Origin of the sequence: Actinomyces slackii (genome assembly GCF_900637295.1) — a bacterium.
Classification (GTDB): Bacteria; Actinomycetota; Actinomycetes; order Actinomycetales; family Actinomycetaceae; genus Actinomyces; species Actinomyces slackii.
The window spans coordinates 1,184,631-1,201,970 of record NZ_LR134363.1; the positions used below are offsets into that span (position 1 = coordinate 1,184,631).

Sequence of the window (17,340 nt, forward strand, 5' to 3'; positions counted from 1 at the left end):
GGCCAGCACGACCAGTGCGAGCCCCACGCTCGACTCCCGTGACTCCCAGGCCCTCAGTGCGACACGCGGCCTATCGGAGACGCAGGGCGGAGGGCATCCCAGACGCTCAGCGCAGCACGTAGGCGGCCAGCCAGCGCCGCAGGGCGGAGAAGACCTGCTCGCGCACCGGAGGCTCAGACAGCGTCAGATCGTGCACCGCCCCCGGGAAGCGCGCCACCGTCACCAGGTCGCCCAGGCGCACCGAGCGCCGCGCCGTCGCCGCCGCATCGATCACCGTGTCCGCATGCCGCGACTCCGGCGTCCACGCCACCCCCAGACGAGTGCTGCCCGCGCACATCGACAGCACCGGGCACCGGATATCGAGTCCCTGCGCCACCCGCGCATGCCCCGCCAGGATCGCCTGCAGCCACCCCGGCCGAATCGGAGCCGAGGGCCGCGGGCACCACGCCGGATTGATCGGCCACCCCGTGACATACGGGTCGCCCTCCCAAGAGGGATCCGGCAGCGGGCCCTCGCGCTCGACATCCCAGCCATCAACCACCCAGAAGCTGTTCTCCGGGTTGATCATCCCGGAGAGCAGCGCCATACGCGGATCGCGCATCGCCAGCGTCCGGATCACCGGCTCACCCACCGAGCGCAGAATGTCCGAGCCCTGCATCTCCAGCCACGCCGAGCTGAGCACCAGCGCGCTGAGCGCCCCCGGATGCCGATCCGCCCACAGCGCCGCCGTCAACCCACCCGTCGAGTGCCCCGAGAGCACCAGGTCCGCATCCCCGTGCTCCGCGCGGATCACCCCCAGCGCCAGGCCCAGGTCCTCGTCGTAATCCGTCAGAGAGGAGCACCACCCGTGCATCTGCCCCTCACGCCACGAGCGGCCATAGCGGCGCAGGTCAAGCGCGTAGAAGGCCCCGCCCAGGCGCGCGATCTCCCGCGCCAGATGCGCCTGGAAGAAGTAGTCGTTCCACCCGTGCAGATACAGGTAGACAAAGCTCGGGCTCGACGGCGTTCCCACGAGCGCCCCCGGATCATCAGCCGGAACATGGCGCACCAGTGTGGCCACGGCGCCGTCGTCCTCATCATCGGGGAGCAGCTCCAGCGTGCGGGCGTAGAAGCCCGGCCCCAGGATGTCAGGCCCCCAGGCGCCCACCGGGGCATGCTCCTGCGAGGCCCCCGAGTCAGCGCCCTCCCGAGGGCTGTCATCAGGACCGGTCTGCCCGCTCGTCCTCAGCGCGGCCCCGGGACTGACCTCGATGTCGGTTCCCGTTGTGCTCTCAGGCTCGGCGCCTGTGCCTGGCCCACTGCTTCTGCCGGTTGTGCTCACGGGGCCATTATCGCCCACGAGAGCCCTTCGCCGCGCTGACGGCGGTGAAGGCCCTGCGACGGCCCACAGGCGCGCCGGCCCGGCCCTACGCCCCGTCGAGGAACTCGCGCAGCGCCGCCTCCATCTGCTCGGCCTCGATGAGGAAGCCGTCGTGACCGAACAGCGAGGTGATCGTCCGCCTCTGCGCCCCCGCGATCCCCGAGACCAGCTCCTCGGCCTGGGCGGGCAGGAAGAGCCGGTCGGAGTCCACGTCGACCACCAGGGTCCGCGCCGTCACCCTGGCCAGGGCCGCCTCGATCCCCCCGCGGCCCGTGCCCACGTCATGCACCATCATCGAATGCGTGACGATGAGGTAGGAGTTGGCGTCGAAGCGCGCCAGCAGCTTGCCGGCGTGGTAGTCCAGGTAGGACTCCACCTGGTAGCGGCCCCCCACCGCCGGGTCCTCCTGGCCCTGGTGCTTGCGCCCGAAGCGCGCATCGAGCTCGGCCGCCGAGCGGTAGGTCGTATGTGCCAGCGCCCGCGCCAGTCCCAGCCCCCGCACCGGCCCCACCGCATGGGAGTAGTAGTCCCCGTCGAAGAAGTAGGGGTCGGCCACGATCGCCAGCTCCTGGAGGTGGCACCACGCCAGCTGGTCCGCCGTGGTCGAGGCCCCTGTGGCCACCAGGGCCAGGTTGCGCACTCGGTGGGGGTGGGTCACCGCCCACTCGATGGCGCGGTGCCCGCCCAGGGAGGCCCCGATGACCAGGTGGAAGGCCTCGATTCCCAGAGCGTCCGCCAGGCGCGCCTCCGCCTCGACCGCATCCCGGGTGGTCAGCCAGGGGAAGCGCGAGCCCCACGGGCGGCCGTCCGGGGCGATCGAGGAGGGTCCCGTCGATCCCTGGCAGCCGCCCAGGATGTTGGCCGCCACCACGTAGAAGCGCTCGGTGTCGATGGCCCGGCCCGGCCCGACCACCTCCGACCACCAGCCCGCCGTGGGGTGGCCCGGCCCGGCCTCGCCGGTGACATGGCTGTCCCCGGTCAGTGCATGGAGCACCAGGACGGCGTTGTCGCCCTGAGGGCTCAGCTCCCCCCAGGTCTCGAAGGCCAGGACCGTGTTGGGCAGCACCTCCCCGGACTCCAGAGGCAGGTCCCCGATCTCCAGGAAGCGGCGCCGCCCCGGGTCATCGCCGGTGCGCCACGCCCCAGTGGGGGAGCCGGCCTGGCGATCCACCAGCTTGGACGCGGCCGTGCCCACGCCGTAGGAGGGCACGGCCTCGGACGGGAGGGGCAGGGCATCGGGTGCAGTGCTCATGGATTCCTCCGATTGGCAGGAGCGGTCTCAGCGGGACGACGGTGACGCGCGCCGTCAGGCGCCCGGGCCCACTGCCGCGGCGGCCGCCAGGCCCCGGGCCAGGTCGGCCAGGATGTCGTCGACATGCTCGATGCCCACGCTCAGGCGCACCGTGCCCGGGGTGATCCCGGCGGCCGCTAGCCCGGCGTCGTCGACCTGGGAGTGGGTGGTGGAGGCCGGGTGGATGACCAGGGAGCGCACATCCCCGATATTGGCCAGGTTGGACAGCAGCCCCAGGGCGTCGATGAAGGCCTCCCCGGCCTGCCTGCCCCCGGGGAGGTCGAAGGCCAGGACCGCGCCCGCCCCGCGCGGGCAGTACTTGCGGTGCAGCTCGTAGTAGGGGCTGGAGGGCAGGCCCGAGTAGCGCACGCGCTCGACGTCGTCGCGCCCCTCCAGCCAGGTTGCCACCGCCAGGGCGTTGTCCACGTGGCGCTCCATGCGCAGGGAGAGGGTCTCGATGCCCTGGGCGATGAGGAAGGCCGAGTGCGGGGCCAGCGGGAAGCCCAGGTCGCGCTGACCCTCGGCGCGGGCCTTGAGGATGAAGGCGAGATTCGCCCCCAGGGCGCCCCCCACGCCCAGGTCCCGGGCGTAGACCAGGCCGTTGTAGGACGGGTCGGGCGTGTTGAAGCCCGGGAAGCGCTCGGGCTGGGCGGCGAAGTCGAAGCTGCCGCCGTCGACGATCACCCCGGCCACGGTGGAGCCGTGACCGCCCAGGAACTTGGTGGCCGAGGCCACCACGATGTCCGCGCCCCACTCGATGGGCCTGGTCAGGAAGGGCGAGGCCACGGTGTTGTCCACCACCAGGGGGATGCCCAGGGCGTGGGCGGCCCCGGCCACGGCCTCGATGTCCAGGATGTCGCCGCGCGGGTTGGGGATGGTCTCCCCGAAGAAGGCGATGGTGCGCTCATCGGCCTGGGCGGGCCAGGCCGCGGGGTCGGCGGGGTCGGACACGAAGCGCGTCTCGATGCCGAGCCTGGGCAGGGTGTGCGTCAGCAGGTTGGTGGTGCCCCCGTACAGGGAGGGGGAGGAGACGATGTTGCTCCCCGCCCCGCCCAGGGTCAGGAAGGTCAGGGTCTCGGCGGCCTGCCCCGAGGCGGTCAGCAGCGCTCCCACCCCGCCCTCCAGGGCGGCGATGCGCTGCTCGACGACGTCGTTGGTGGGGTTGGTCAGGCGCGTGTAGATGGGGCCCAGGTCGCTCAGGGCGAAGCGGGCGGCGGCCTGCTCGGCGGAGTCGAAGACGTAGGAGGTGGTCTGGTAGATCGGGATGGCCCGGGCGCGGGCGGTGTCCGCCTTGGGGTCGTGGCCGGCCTGGACCTGCTTGGTCTCGAAGCGCCAGTCGGCGGGGTTGGCGGGCGTGGTGGCGTCGGTCATGGGGTGCTCCTCGGTGCGGTGGACCGGGGCGGCTGCGCGGGCGCGGATCCTGGCGCTTCCTCGTCCGCCACCGGTGGTGGATGTGGAGAGGCGACGCGCACGTGGGCTGAGGCGGCGTGCGCGTCAGCAGTGCATTCGGCGGGCGTGTGCGGCGCAGGACATGGGGCAGACCATAGCCGCCCTGCGCGCCCGCACGCATCTTGCCGCTCACCTGCTGCTCGCCTTCCATTCGAGAGCCGCCCCTCTGCCGCGCCTCAGCCCACCGACCGCCGCGCCTCGGTCCGCCCCACCCGGAGCCCCGGGGCGGTGAAGAGGGGAGGCCCTGTGAGGCGGGGCCGAGGGCCGCCCCGCCGCCGCGCCCCGGCCCGCCCCACCTGGAGCCCCGGAGCCCCGGAGCCCCGGGGCGGTGAGGGCCCGTGGGGCGCGGTGCCATGGGCGCGGTTGCGGGCAGTGGTCGCGGGCAGTGGCTGCGGGCAGCGGTTTCGGGCGGCGGGACTGCCCGCCGTGGCCCTTCGTCCTGCGGCGGCGCCGCCTGTGTGGGATGTCACGTCGATCACATGGTGATATCGAGATGTCCGATCGGCCTCATGCCGCGGATCTCTCGGAAACTACAGTGGTGTAAGTGATCGATGTGAATGATGTGAACAGTGTTTCCAGAATGAACCGGAGCGACTACTGTGGCGAAGGTACAAATCCGGTGCGGCCCCCGGCGCGCACCCTGAACGACGACGGAGATCCCTGTGAGCCCTACAACCCAGAAGCGATGGAGGCGCGGCCCGATCGCCGCGGCCATCCTGGCGCTGGCTTGCACCTTCCCACCTGCAGCCCATGCCGACCCCGTCAACCAGGAGGACATCGACCAGGCCAAGGCGGCCGAGTCGACCACCAGTGCCTCGATCGCCGAGCTCGAGGCGCGGCTGAGCGAGCTCAACACCAACCTGGAGGCGGCCCAGCTCAACGCCCAGATCGCCAACGAGGACTACCTCGTGGCGGCCGACGAGCTGAGCACGGCCACGGCCGATGCCAAGACGGCTCAGGACGACGCGGACAAGGCCGCCAAGGCCACCAGCTCGGCCCGGGCGGATCTGAGCGCCGTCGTCGTTCAGACCTATCAGGAGGGCGGCAGCGCGATGAGCGCGCTGGCCCCCTACGTGACCTCCCAGACTTTGGCCGAGTTCTCCGCCGCCGAGGTCGCCAGGCTCCGCATGGGCGAGAACGCCGAGTCCCGGGTGCGGAAGGTCGAGGCCAAGCAGGCCGAGGCCGACAGCCTCAAGGCCGTCGCCGACCAGAAGGTCACCGAGAAGGAGACCGCAGCCACCCAGGCGCAGACCGCCAAGGACACCGCGGAGGCCGCCGCCAACGCGGCCCTGACCGCGGTCACCGACACGCAGACCAAGCGGCAGGCCCTTCTGAGCCAGCTCGCTACCCAGCGGGGCACCACCCTGGAGCTCGAGACCCGCCACCAGGAGCAGGTCGAGGCCGAGCGGCGGGCCCGCGAGGAGGCTGCGGCCAAGGAGGCGGCGGAGGAGGCCGCCAAGAATGCCGCGCCGGCTCCCAGCCAGGAGCCGACTCAGACTCCCAGCGAGGAGCCGACTCAGGAGCCTACACAGGAGCCGACGCAGACTCCCAGCGAGGAGCCCACGCAGGAGCCGAGCCAGGAGTCCGCCCCGGCTCCCGCTGAGCCCGAGGAGGCCCCGGCTGAGCCTGAGGAGGAGCCCGAGGAGGCCCCGGCTGAGCCCGCCGAGGAGCCCGCCGAGGAGCCCGCCGAGGAGCCCGCCCCCGCCCAGGATGTCCCCGAGCCTGAGCCCGAGGCGCCCTCCTACTCGGGGGACGCCGCGGCCACCGCCATCGCCGCGGCCAAGAACTACATCGGCACGCCCTACGTGTGGGGCGGGGAGTCGAGCAGCGGACTGGACTGCTCGGGCCTGACGATGATGGCCTACCAGGAGGCCGGGGTGGGCCTGACGCACTCCTCGCGCGTGCAGTACGGTGAGGGGACCCATGTCCCGCTGTCCGAGGCGATCCCTGGAGACCTGGTCTTCTGGTCCTCGGACGGCAGCCAGTCGGGGATCTATCATGTGGCCATCTACCTGGGTGATGGGATGATGATCGAGGCGCCCACCTTCGGCTACACGGTCACGATCACCTCCATGCGCTACTCGGGGGCCATGCCCTACGCGGTGCGCCCCTACTGAGCCGGGGCCGGGCGGTCCCTGCGCCGTGAGGCCGCCCCGAGCCCATCGACGACGACGGCCGGTGACCTGCTCAGGTCACCGGCCGTCGTCGTCCTCCCGCTGATCGCGGGGCGGGCGAGGGTGCCCGGGCGGGGGATCAGTGGCCCTCGCGCTGGGCGCGCTCGGCCTCGCGCTCGTAGGAGCGGCGGATCTCCTCCTCGGCCTCCTCGCGGCCCACCCAGTGGGCGCCCTCCACGGACTTGCCCGGCTCCAGGTCCTTGTAGACCTCGAAGAAGTGCTGGATCTCCAGGCGGTGGAACTCCGAGACATCCTCGATGTCCGTGCGCCAGGAGGCGCGCTGATCGGCGCTGGGCACGCACAGGACCTTGTCGTCCCCGCCCTTCTCGTCCCGCATGCGGAACATGCCCAGGGCGCGGCACCGGATGACGCATCCGGGGAAGGTCGGCTCCTCCAGCAGCACCAGCGCGTCCAGGGGGTCGCCGTCCTCGCCCAGGGTGTCGTCGATGAACCCGTAGTCGTCCGGGTAGCGCGTAGAGGTGAAGAGCATGCGGTCCAGGCGAATGCGGCCCGTGACATGGTCGATCTCGTACTTGTTCCGGTTTCCCTTGGGGATCTCGATGGTGACGTCGAACTCCACGGGAGCCTCCTTCGCTTGTGGGGCGGTCCGGGTGGGACCGCAGGAATGTGACCGCTCGGACCGGCGATGGGGTCGGCTTCGATCCCGACGCAGGTCCTGATAGCACTAGTGTGGCGTACGGAGGCCTTCGAGGTGGCCAACTGCGCTACCCCATGGCCCCGTTCCCGCATGCGGGCGCCCGCCCCGGTGCCGTCCCGGCCAACGCGCCTGTCGGTGCAGGTCAGGGCGACTGCCTGACAACAAGCATCCCACGTCAGTAAAGAGGAGACATGCGCAAGGCACAGATCGCCGCACTGACTGCGGCGAGCCTCCTGGTTGCCGGCGGCTACTACGGCTTGGCCGACGCTCTCGACCTGGTGCCCGGTCCCGTCACCGTGGCCCCGATGGACATCGCGGCGCAGCCCCACCCCACCATCAGCGCCCCCAGCCTCCCCCAGGCGCAGGTGGCCGGCCTGGACCCTGAGGCGCCCATGCCCTCATCGGCCGCGCTGAGCGCCATGGTCACCTCCATGGTCGCCGACCCCGCCATGGAGGGGGCCTCCGTCTCCGCCTCCGTCATCGACGTGGCCTCGGGCACCGAGCTGCTCGACCACTCCGCCGCCAGCGGCGTGACCCCGGCCTCCTCCAACAAGCTCCTGACCGCCCAGGCCTCCCTGTCCCTCATGGGGGCCGACCACACCCTGAGCACCACCACGGTGCTCCAGGGCTCGACCCTGACCCTGGTGGGCGGGGGAGACGTCCTGCTCGCCGAGGACAAGGGCGACCCCACGGCCACGGCCGGGCGGGCGGGCCTGGGAGACCTGGCCAGGCAGAGCGCCGAGGCGCTCAAGGCCCAGGGCGTGACCAGCGTGTCGGTGAGCCTGGATGACACCCTGTTCACCGGGCCTGCCTGGAACGACGGCTGGGAGGCGGGCAACGAGGCCTGGGTGGCCAAGATCCAGCCCATCATGGTGGACATCTCCGCCCATCACGGCCAGGGGGACTATCCCGACGACCCGGCCATGGAGGCCGCCCAGGTCTTCCGCCAGCACCTGGAGGACGCCGGCATCACGGTCAGCGGGGAGGTCTCCCGCGCCGCCGCCCCGTCGGGCGCCTCGGAGCTGGCCGCCGTCTCATCGGCCCCGCTGGCCGACATCCTGTCCCTGTCCCTCAAGACCTCCGACAACACCATGACCGAGGTCGAGGGCCGGCTCGTGGCCGCCACCGCGGGGGAGAGCACCGACTTCCAGGGCGCCTCGCGCGCCGTGCTCGCCCAGCTGCGCAAGGACGGCTTCGACACCTCGGGGGTCACTCTCCTGGACTCCTCGGGACTGGCCAAGGGCAACAAGGTCCCCGGCCGCCTCCTGGCCCAGATCCTGGCGCGCGCCGCGGCCCCCGACGGCGGAACCGTCGGGCGCGCGCTCATCTCGGCCCTGCCCGTGGGTGCCCTGGACGGAACCCTGGACGACCGCCTCCACGAGACCCAGGCGGCCGGAACCGTGCGGGCCAAGACCGGCTCCCTGGAGCAGTCCGTGTCCCTGTCCGGCGTCGCGACCACCGCCGATGGCAGGCTGCTGGCCTTCGCCGTCGTCGTTGACGGCTTCCCCGCGGAGAACGCCTGGGGCGCCCGCGCTGCCCTGGACAACAATGTGGTGGCGCCGCTGGCGGCCTGCGGCTGCCAGGGCTGAGCGGGGTCCGCATGAGCGAGCACAGGAAGAGCAGGCAGGGGGAGTCGGCGGGGCGCGCCGCGGCGCGCGCGCCCCGGGAGCCCTGGCGCCTCGCCGCCCGGGCCGGCGCCCCCGGTGGGGAGGCCGCCGGTGAGGCGGTCGCCCTCGGTGAGGAGGGCACCGCCGCCGGGCTCATCGACTGGCAGGCCGTGGACCGGATGGCGGCGCTGGTGCCGCCGGGGCCCGTGGTCTCCCGGCAGGTGCGGGCCGGGACCGTGGCGGTCCTGAGGCGCTCGGCCCTCCAGGCCCCCGAGTGGATCGCCGAGATCACCGGCCTGCGCCGGGCGGCGGCCCAGGTCGCCTCCCACACCGATCTGCGAGTGGTCGACCGCGCCGGGCTCATCCGCGCCTCGGCGGCCAGCCTGCGCGGCCTCATGGCGGCGGTGCCCGCGCCGCCCGCCGCGAGGCTGACCCGCACCGCGGGCGCCGTGGAGGTGGCCGGGGCCCTGAGCCTCATCTCCACCCGGCTGCTCGGCCAGGTCCTGCCCGGCACGCACGCCCTGACGGCCGATCCCGCCCCGGGGGGCGCCGGCGAGCCCACCCCGCGCCTGCTGCTCGTGGCGCCCAATGTGCTGGCGGTGCGCCGTCGTCTGGACCTCGACCTGCTCGACCTGCCCACCTGGGTGGCCCTGCATGAGACCACCCACGCCATCCAGCTCGCCGCCGCGCCCTGGCTCTCGGAGTACCTCGTTGGCCAGGCGCGCGATGTGCTGCGGGCCGTGGTGCGCAGCATCGGCGGTCAGGACCAGCATCCGGCCCTGAGCCGCAGGATGGGACGCATCGGGCTGGGGGCCGTCCTGGCCGGCAAGGGGCCGGCGCTCGATGAGCTGCTCAGCGCCTCCGAGCGCGCCGGCCTGGCCTCACTCGTGGCCGCCCTGACCCTCCTGGAGGGGCACGCCGAGGCGGTGCTGGACTCCGTGGGGCCCACGCGCATCCCCTCGGTCCATCGCCTTCGCGCCGTGCTCTCGCGCACCGGCTCCGACACGCTGGGCGTGGGGCCGGGGCTCGGCGTCGGCTCACTCCTGCACCGGCTGGTGAGCCTGGACGCCAAGGAGGCCCAGTACGTCGACGGCGTCGCCTTCGCCCGCGCCGTCATCGCCCGGGCGGGCCATGAGGGCCTCAACCGGGTGTGGGACGGGCCCGAGCTCCTGCCCGGACCCGCCGAGATCTCCCGCCCCGACCTGTGGCTGGAGCGCGTGGGCTGAGCGGCAGGGCGCCGGGGCGCTGGGTGCGCTGAGGGGCGCTGGGCGCGCCGAGGGGCGCAGCCGGGCCGCCGGATTCCGGGCCAAGGGGCTGCCGGGCGCGAGCAGGATGTGCCGGGCTGAGACATGGCTGTGTGGCAGGCTTGGCTGGTAGGCGGGGCATCGCCCCGATCGTGCGCCGACGGAAGGCGGAAGTGATGGATGTCGCTGACATGGGGTCGGATCTGCAGCAGGTCCTCATCACCGAGGAGCAGATCGGGCGCCGGCTCGACGAGATGGCCGCCCAGATCGACGCCGACTACGCGGGGCGCGACCTCCTCCTGGTGGGAGTGCTCAAGGGGGCCGTGTACGTCATGGCCGACCTCTCGCGCCGCCTGCACCGCTCGGTCCCCATGGACTGGATGGCCGTGTCCTCCTACGGCTCGGGCACCAAGTCCTCCGGCGTGGTGCGCATCCTCAAGGACCTGGACACCGACCTGACCGGGCGCGACGTGCTCATCGTCGAGGACATCATCGACTCGGGCCTGACCCTGTCCTGGTTGGTGGGGAACCTCGGCTCCCGGGGGCCCGCCTCTGTGGAAATCGCCACCTTACTGCGTAAGCCCGAGGCTGCGAAGGTTGACGTGGATGTGACATATGTCGGGTTCGACATCCCCACCGAGTTCGTCGTCGGCTACGGCCTGGACTATGCGGAGAAATACAGGAATCTCCCCTTCATCGGCACCCTGAGCCCGGAGGTCTACGGAGGCTGAGGGGCCTCCAAAAGTGCTTGCATTGTCATCAGGTCACGGTATGGTCTCTCGCGCCAACTGATGACTACGGCAGGAGTTACTGCGCATGGCTGACAACAAGCCGAACCTACGACGTGGGGCCGCGATGGCCGCCACTGCACTGCTCGCCTCCTCGCTCATCGCCCCGGCGGCGATGGCTGGACCGGCCGGGGGCCTGCCCGCCTCGCAGTCCTCTGGCAGTCGCTTCGACACCACGGCGGACATGCAGCAGGCGACCGGGCTATCGGGCACGGTGACCACCGCCGGCGACGAGTTCGCCGACGACGGCTCAGGGATGACATACACCATCTCCACCACGCAGCCCACCGGTCCAGGGGCGAATGTCGCCCTGCCGCTGGCGGACGGCTCCTGGGCGATGCCCCAGAACCTCCCCAGCGCGCCGACCACCCAGCCCAACGCCGCCGCGGCTGAGGACATGATCGCCCGCGGGCAGACCTTCGTGGATGCCGGGACTCAGCTCGAGTGGGACGGCTCCCGCGTCTCGCCGCTGTCCGGCAAGGTCATCCACCAGGAGCAGGAGGCCCCCTACGCCGTCAGCTGCTCGACCTTCGTGGGCATGACCCTGGTGGGCTGGAACTACCAGAGCTCCACCTACACCGCGGACAAGAACTCCGTGGTGGGCTACTCCGTTGACTTCGGGCAGAACCCCGAGGGCTCCGGGCTGTGGCAGGCCAACAACCTGGCCAGCTGGTTCTACGCCAACGGCGACATGTGGTACGACACCGAGGGCCACTACCAGCGCGGCGATGTCCTGTTCTTCTCCAGCCCGACCCCGACCGTGCGCCCCGGCACCGGCGCGGGCTCGCGCTCGACCTTCGCCAACGTCTACCACGTGGCCATCTACCTGGGTGACGGCATGCTCATGCACTCCACCGGCAAGGCCGCCGGTCAGGGCGTGCACATCTCGAAGATGGGCGAGTCCCTCAAGGCCGAACTGAGCTTCGTGGCGCGTCCGAACTGGACGGGGACCAAGAGCAGCTCCGTTGACGCCGGCGCCTCCGGGGCTCAGGCGGGTGCGCAGCCCGCCTCCGATCAGGGCGCTGCAGCCGCCTCGCAGGAGGAGCAGGGCGAGCAGGCCGCTCAGGCCGAGCAGTCGGAGCAGGCCGCCCAGGCGGCTGAGGAGCAGACGGCCGCGGAGCAGACGGCCGCGGCTCAGCAGGCCCACGCGCAGGCCAAGGCTGATGTCCCCGAGGTCAGCGCCGAGCAGGTCGAGGGCGACGCCCCTGCCCAGGCTCAGACTCAGGCCCAGGACCAGGGGGCCAAGCCCGCCGCCCAGGCGGCCGCGGGCCAGGAGTCGCGGCTTCCCTCCACGGGCGCCTCGGTGGCCGGCATTCTGCTGGCCGTCCTCCTGGTGGGAGGCGGCGTTGGCCTCATGCTGTTCCGGCGGTTGCGGGCCCGCGGGGGCTCGAGCCCGTCGGCGAGCTCGGGCGAATGAGACAGCCAGCGCCGCCAGGGCGCTGAGTGCAGTCGAGAACACGGGTGTGGCCCGTCGGCTCCGGCCGGCGGGCCACACCCGTGTGTTCTGTGTTCGTCAGGTTGGTTCCTGGCCCGGCCGGTCCGCGCCGATGACGTGAGTTCGCGTACCGGACGAGGGTTTGCGTCATCGAACTGGGGTTGGCACAGGGGTGCGTGACGCAAGTGCACGTTCGCTACGCAAACGCACGTCCGCGGCGTCCCGTGCCGGGGCCGGCTGCGCCCGTGGTTGTCCACGGTGAACAACTTTAACCGCCTCCGCTTGCTGGTCTGCGGCCGGAAAAGTGCCCTGACCTGCGCGTTCGCGATTGCGGCAGGTGGTGTGGAGTGAGTGGTGAGTCTGAAAGTTGTTCACCGTGGACAACATGCCGCGCGGGCTGCGCCCCGGGCACGGGGCGCAGCCCGCGGCCTGGGTACGCGCGACCTGCTGGAGGGCCTCACCCAGTGCTCCGCGGTCAGGTCTCTTGGTGTGGTCGTCGGTGGTGGGGCTGGGCTTCCGGCCCCCACAGGTCGGGGTCGGGGCGGGGGTGTGGCCGTCGGTGGTGGGCCTGGGTTGTGGTGGGGCTCGGTGTTGCACATTCATTCTGCGTGTCTGCGTGGGGGATCGTTGGGATTCCAACGATCTGGGCTGGCGACTGCCTCGGTGAGAAGGGATGAATGTGCATCGGCGACGCTGATGCACATTCATCCTGGTGCTGCCCGGGAGGCGTGGGTGGCGGATCCGCGGAATCATGCGGATTCCTGGGTGGGCACTCTGGTGGGGCTCATGAATGAATGTGCAAGACCGTCCTCACCGGGTGAGCCGCCCCGCCGGCCAGCGCACGGTGGACCAGAAGCCCCAGTGGAGGACTTCGTCCCCAATGTGCGACTCGAACTTGCCGTGAAGGCATTGGGGGCGGCGGTGAGCAGTCGGCGCCTCCTGGGGCAGGACCTGGGTTCCACCTATCCGGTGTGCGATCCGCGGCACGACGTTGATCACGACGCCAATCCGGACCGCGTCGTCTATGTGGGGCGGGACGGTGCGAGGGTCAGCGTGACGCGGGATCGGCTGGTGGTGGAGTCCGAGCACTCCGTTCCGTATCTGTCCATACCGCGCAATGCCGTGCGGCGCATCGTGCTGGACTGCTGGGTGTTTTTCGGACTGTGTGTTGTGTTGGTCAGGCTGCCTTCTTGTGGTCCAGGAGCTCGCGCTCCACCTCGTTAGGAGTGCGATATCCCAGAGAAGAATGCAGCCGGGTGTGATTGTAGACCAGCTCGATCCATGAGGCAATATCATTCATGGCCTTGCCCCGTGTGGGATACACCATCCGGTGCACCCTCTCATTCTTGAGCGTGGCATTGAAGGACTCCGCCCACGCATTGTCCCAGCACACCCCGGTCCTGCCCACCGACAAGCGAATACCATAGGCGCCCAGGTGCTCAGCGAATTTCTGACAGGTGTACTGCGACCCCCGGTCGGAGTGAAAGATCGTCGTTCCTGTCACCGGCGGGCAGTTGCGCACCGCCATATCAATAGCCTGGCAGACAAGCTCAGTGCGCATGTGATCAGCCATCGCATAGCCCACGACCTTCTTCGTGGCGCAGTCCAGGACGGTGGCCAGGTAGACGAATCCCACCCAGGTGCGGATATAGGTGATGTCCCCGACCCACTTGGTTCCTGGCGCCGTGGCGGTGAAGTCGCGCTCCACCAGGTCTGGCCACTCCTTCAGGTCGGCCGCCGGGGTGGTGGTGCGAGTCCTTCGGCGAGGCTGAGCGGCCACCAGGCCGCGCTCGCGCATGATGGAGCGCACGGTGTCATGGTGCGCCACCACGCCTCTGCGCCCCAGACGGGCGGTAATCCTGCGGTACCCGTAGGTGCCGTCCGAGGCCTCGAACTCGGCCTTGATCAGGGCCGTCAGCTCTTCCCTTCTCATTGAGGTCGCCGATTGTGGCCGGTCCCGCCAGGAGTAGTAGCCCGAACGGGAGACCTTCGACCACCGGCACATCGAGACGATCGGGTAGTTGCCTTCCTCGCGATTGATGAGCGCATACTTGTGACTCACCGCTGTTCCTTCGCGAAGAAGGCCGCCGCTTTTTTCAGGAACTCGTTCTCCTGCTGCAGCTCGCGGACCTGTTTCCTCAGGCGGGCTACCTCCTCGGCTTCGGCAACCGCTTCTCTTTCCTCAGCGCTGCCGTGCTCCTTCCTGTGCTTCGCGACCCAGTTGCCCACCGTCTGGGGCACCAACTCGTAGGAAGCGGCCACCGACGCGATCGACCGTTCCTTCTCGATCACCTCGCGCACCACTTGTTCCTTGAACTCATCAGAGTACTTTGCCCTTGACATGGCTCCATCCTATCGAATCAAAGGAGGATGAAAATCCTCCCCTGTCCGAGAAACACCACTCACCCCAGCCTGTGCCGATCCTGCCGTGATCGGGTGCAGATCTTGGGCACGCCGCCCAGTCAGGATGACGGCGAGCTCTACCGGGGCCTGTTCTGACGCGCGGCGAGGGTGGGGTGGGGAGTCGGTGGGGCGTGGTCCTGGAGGGTGAGGGGTTGTCTGATGTCGAGTGGTGCGTGGGCAGTTTTCCGCAAGACGTCGTTGAAAGCCGGGTGGCGGGGGCCTGTGGAGCGCGTCGCTGGCGCTGTGGCGCTGACCTGCGCGAATGTGGTAGAACAGTGCTGGTGCCGAGGCGGTTTGACGGGTGTCTGAGAGCCGCTGGCGCTACTCGTCGCATCGTCCCTGGTCACAGGGGGTGGATCGGGGGGTGGGTCAGAAGGCACCACGCGCCATAAGGTGCATTGAGACGATGGTGATGGTCATCGTCCTGGTCCTTTCTGGGTCAGAAGGCACCACGCGCCATAAGGTGCATTGAGACCGACCCCCATGGTCGCCTCCTTCCTCTCAAGCTCTCGTCAGAAGGCACCACGCGCCATAAGGTGCATTGAGACACTCCAACTCGTAGGAGTAGTAGAGATTGAGGTCGTCAGAAGGCACCACGCGCCATAAGGTGCATTGAGACCCTCGTCTGGATGGGGCTGCTCCCACCCAGTTCTAGTCAGAAGGCACCACGCGCCATAAGGTGCATTGAGACAATTAGCTGGGTTTGCCATGGTGTTTCTCCTTGTTGGTCAGAAGGCACCACGCGCCATAAGGTGCATTGAGACTCCATCTAGCGGCATCAAGTGCATCCTCGGTCTCGTCAGAAGGCACCGCGCGCCATAAGGTGCATTAAGACGTGATGCCTGCCCCCTGGGTGAGGCGGCGGCCAGAAGGCACCACGCGCCATAAGGTGCATTGAGACCTGGGATCTCTAGGATCCAGCTGCGCCCATCAGAGTCAGAAGGCACCACGCGCCATAAGGTGCATTGCGACGGTCTCAGCGCCTTTGTCCTTGCATATCTGTGGACACCCGCCGCGGGTGACTGGCCCCGACGACGGTGAAGGACCGTGACGCTCCTGCGGTGCTGCGACTGGGGAGGCCAGTCGCGTGGTATCGAAGTGGTATCATCGCGTCATGGCGATGACTCTGCGGTTAACCAAGGATGATGAGGAGATTCTCGCCCGTATCGCGCAGGAGGACGGCATCAGCCGCCAGGAGGCCACGGTGCGGGCCATTCGCGAGACTGCGGCGCGGCGCGCGCACGAGCGGAGGGTCGCAGACGCCTCAGCGCGTGTACGAGATCGTTACGGTCATCTCCTTGAGCGGCTTGGACGGTGACCGAGTACCTCTCGCTTGAGGACCTGCTGAGTCTCGTCAACGACCTGGGTGTCGGGCCGGTGCGTGATCTGGGCCTCCTCGAGTCCGCAGCCTGTCGCCCCGCGACGACGCTCCTTGGGAAGGACGCCTACCCGTCGCTGGCCCACAAGGCGGCTGCACTCCTTGAGTCGTTGGTCCGCAACCACGCCCTTGTCGACGGGAACAAGCGCCTCGGCTGGCTGGCCGCACTGGTGCTCCTCGATATCAACGGGTGCTCGATTGAGTCCCCGGACGATGAGGCCTACGACCTCGTCATGAGGGTGGCCGACGGGCGGGCCGACATGCTCGACGTGGCTCTCGCGTTCTCCCGGTGGACTCAGACGGCTCCTTGCACCTGACACGGTGTGAGCATGTGCGATAGCGGCATGGACCACCCCTGCGAGAGTGCCGGCCGGACCATCGAGCCACCGGCGTCGGACTGCTGAGAATCGGCCTGTTCTCCAGGCTGACCGCCATCAGCGTGCGCATGCTGCGCCATTACCAGGAGCAGGGGGTCCTCACCCCCTTCGCTGTCGACCCCTTCACCGGCCACCGTTACTACCACCCCGACCAGCTCGTGGACGCCCACTGGATCACGCGTCTGCGTGAGGCCGGGCTGCCAGTGGCGCAGATCAGGGAGGTCATGGCCGACCGCGATGATCCTGAGCGCCTCAGCGGGCTCCTGTCCGCCCACGCCGAGCACCTGAGGGCCGAGCATGCCCGGCTGGGGGAGATGAGCGCGGCGCGCGACGTCATCGTCGCCACCCTGCACGGCAGCTACGACGGCGTGCCGGAGGCCACCGCCGTCCTCGGCTCCTATGTTGCCGCGCACGACCTGCGCACGGGGCCGATGTTCAACATATACCGGGTCAGCCCGGCTCAGGATCCCGACCCGGCTGCCTGGGTCACCGACGTCTGCCTGCCGGTGATCGACGCCTGACCCGACCCCTGTCCTCCGGCCGCAGCGGCGTGCACCGCAGTCATGGTGACGGCAGCCGGGAGGAGCACCGGTCGCTCCGGGGTCTCCCACGTGCAGGTGCTCGCCCCCGTGAGGGGCGGGCTGCGCGTTCAGTTCGTGGGTCTGGGGTGGGATCCGCGTGATTCCGCACTGGTTCGTGTCTGACGGTACCGCTACAGTGAGGTTTTCTCGTCAGGGTTGATGAGAAAGGCCCATCGAGAGTTCTGATGATGTCGTGCATGTCTATCGTCTGTGTCGATCCTGTCGCGATCGGGTGCAGGTCCTGGGCGTGCCGCCCAGTCAGGATGACGGCGAGCTGTACCGGGGTCTGTTCTGATGTGTGGTGAGGGTGGGGCGGGGAGTCGGTGGGGCGTGGTCCTGGAGGGCGAGGGGTTGTCTGATGTCGAGTGGTGCGTGGGCACTTTTCCGCAAGAGGTCGTTGAAAGCCGGGTGGCGGGGGCTTGAGAAGCGCGTCGCTGGCGCTGTGGCGCTGACCTGCGCGGATGTGGTAGAACTGCCTTGGTGCCGAGGCGGTTCGACAGGTGCCTGAGAGCCGCTGGCGCTACTCGTCGCATCGTCCCTGGTCACAGGGGGTGGATCGAGGGGTGGGTCAGAAGGCACCACGCGCCATAAGGTG

The 17,340-nt window shown here is 69.8% G+C and carries 14 protein-coding genes and 2 CRISPR repeat arrays (1 of these 16 cut by a window edge); of the genes, 8 read left to right on the forward strand and 6 right to left on the reverse strand.

Going from position 1 to position 17,340, the window contains the following annotated elements; genetic code table 11:
- Positions 1-106: 106 nt before the first annotated feature.
- The 3 genes from EL266_RS04855 to EL266_RS04865 form a co-directional block, all read right to left on the reverse strand.
- Complete coding sequence (locus EL266_RS04855) at positions 107-1,147, reverse strand: alpha/beta hydrolase (RefSeq protein ID WP_026427362.1); 1,041 nt, start codon at positions 1,145-1,147, stop codon at positions 107-109.
- A 259-nt stretch (positions 1,148-1,406) separates the two neighbouring features.
- The gene (gene metX, locus EL266_RS04860) at positions 1,407-2,612 is read right to left on the reverse strand and encodes a homoserine O-acetyltransferase MetX (protein ID WP_034515122.1); all 1,206 of its coding nucleotides are present in this window, start codon (positions 2,610-2,612) and stop codon (positions 1,407-1,409) included.
- 54 nt (positions 2,613-2,666) lie between these two features.
- Positions 2,667-4,022: an O-acetylhomoserine aminocarboxypropyltransferase/cysteine synthase family protein gene (locus EL266_RS04865; RefSeq protein WP_026427364.1), complete on the reverse strand. Its 1,356-nt coding sequence runs from the start codon at positions 4,020-4,022 to the stop codon at positions 2,667-2,669.
- 740 nt (positions 4,023-4,762) lie between these two features.
- On the opposite strand from EL266_RS04865, the gene EL266_RS04870 reads away from it, so the two are divergent.
- Positions 4,763-6,217 (forward strand): C40 family peptidase, encoded by a 1,455-nt coding sequence (locus EL266_RS04870; RefSeq protein ID WP_084500921.1) that lies wholly within the window; start codon positions 4,763-4,765, stop codon positions 6,215-6,217.
- 136 nt (positions 6,218-6,353) lie between these two features.
- Here the strand turns inward: EL266_RS04870 and EL266_RS04875 are convergent, their stop codons facing one another.
- Positions 6,354-6,854 carry an inorganic diphosphatase gene (locus EL266_RS04875; protein ID WP_026427366.1) on the reverse strand — a complete coding sequence of 167 codons (501 nt, stop codon included), beginning with the start codon at positions 6,852-6,854 and terminating at the stop codon, positions 6,354-6,356.
- Positions 6,855-7,123: 269 nt separating this feature from the next.
- Between EL266_RS04875 and dacB the strand changes: the two genes are divergently transcribed.
- The 4 genes from dacB (at position 7,124) to EL266_RS04895 (ending at position 11,988) form a co-directional block, all read left to right on the forward strand.
- Positions 7,124-8,521 carry a D-alanyl-D-alanine carboxypeptidase/D-alanyl-D-alanine endopeptidase gene (gene dacB / locus EL266_RS04880; RefSeq protein ID WP_026427367.1) on the forward strand — a complete coding sequence of 466 codons (1,398 nt, stop codon included), beginning with the start codon at positions 7,124-7,126 and terminating at the stop codon, positions 8,519-8,521.
- An 11-nt stretch (positions 8,522-8,532) separates the two neighbouring features.
- The gene (locus tag EL266_RS04885) at positions 8,533-9,765 is read left to right on the forward strand and encodes a zinc-dependent metalloprotease (protein WP_084500923.1); all 1,233 of its coding nucleotides are present in this window, start codon (positions 8,533-8,535) and stop codon (positions 9,763-9,765) included.
- Positions 9,766-9,959: 194 nt separating this feature from the next.
- Positions 9,960-10,514, forward strand: a complete 555-nt coding sequence (hpt, locus tag EL266_RS04890; RefSeq protein WP_026427369.1) for a hypoxanthine phosphoribosyltransferase — start codon at positions 9,960-9,962, stop codon at positions 10,512-10,514.
- A gap of 85 nt (positions 10,515-10,599) precedes the next feature.
- A complete protein-coding gene (locus tag EL266_RS04895) occupies positions 10,600-11,988 on the forward strand; it encodes an NlpC/P60 family protein (RefSeq protein ID WP_051281309.1) in 1,389 nt (462 codons plus the stop codon).
- 1,195 nt (positions 11,989-13,183) lie between these two features.
- On the opposite strand, the gene EL266_RS04900 is transcribed toward EL266_RS04895, so the two are convergent.
- On the reverse strand, positions 13,184-14,068 hold the full coding sequence (locus EL266_RS04900; protein WP_026427392.1) for an IS3 family transposase: 885 nt from the start codon (positions 14,066-14,068) through the stop codon (positions 13,184-13,186).
- Positions 14,065-14,349, reverse strand: coding sequence for a transposase (locus tag EL266_RS04905; protein ID WP_026427393.1), 285 nt, complete (start codon positions 14,347-14,349; stop codon positions 14,065-14,067). The genes EL266_RS04900 and EL266_RS04905 overlap by 4 nt, the downstream gene beginning before the upstream one ends.
- 428 nt (positions 14,350-14,777) lie before the next feature.
- Positions 14,778-15,381: a CRISPR direct-repeat array (repeat unit 37 nt; unit sequence GTCAGAAGGCACCACGCGCCATAAGGTGCATTGAGAC).
- A gap of 142 nt (positions 15,382-15,523) precedes the next feature.
- Here EL266_RS04905 and EL266_RS04910 point away from each other — a divergent pair.
- The 3 genes from EL266_RS04910 (at position 15,524) to EL266_RS04920 (ending at position 16,685) form a co-directional block, all read left to right on the forward strand.
- Positions 15,524-15,727: a hypothetical protein gene (locus EL266_RS04910; protein WP_026428183.1), complete on the forward strand. Its 204-nt coding sequence runs from the start codon at positions 15,524-15,526 to the stop codon at positions 15,725-15,727.
- Positions 15,724-16,104 (forward strand): type II toxin-antitoxin system death-on-curing family toxin, encoded by a 381-nt coding sequence (locus EL266_RS04915; RefSeq protein WP_026428184.1) that lies wholly within the window; start codon positions 15,724-15,726, stop codon positions 16,102-16,104. Before EL266_RS04910 ends, EL266_RS04915 begins: the two co-directional genes overlap by 4 nt.
- A gap of 95 nt (positions 16,105-16,199) precedes the next feature.
- A complete protein-coding gene (locus tag EL266_RS04920) occupies positions 16,200-16,685 on the forward strand; it encodes a MerR family transcriptional regulator (RefSeq protein WP_269471449.1) in 486 nt (161 codons plus the stop codon).
- Between the two features lie 626 nt (positions 16,686-17,311).
- A CRISPR array of direct repeats spans positions 17,312-17,340; the repeat unit is 38 nt; it runs 433 nt beyond the window's last position.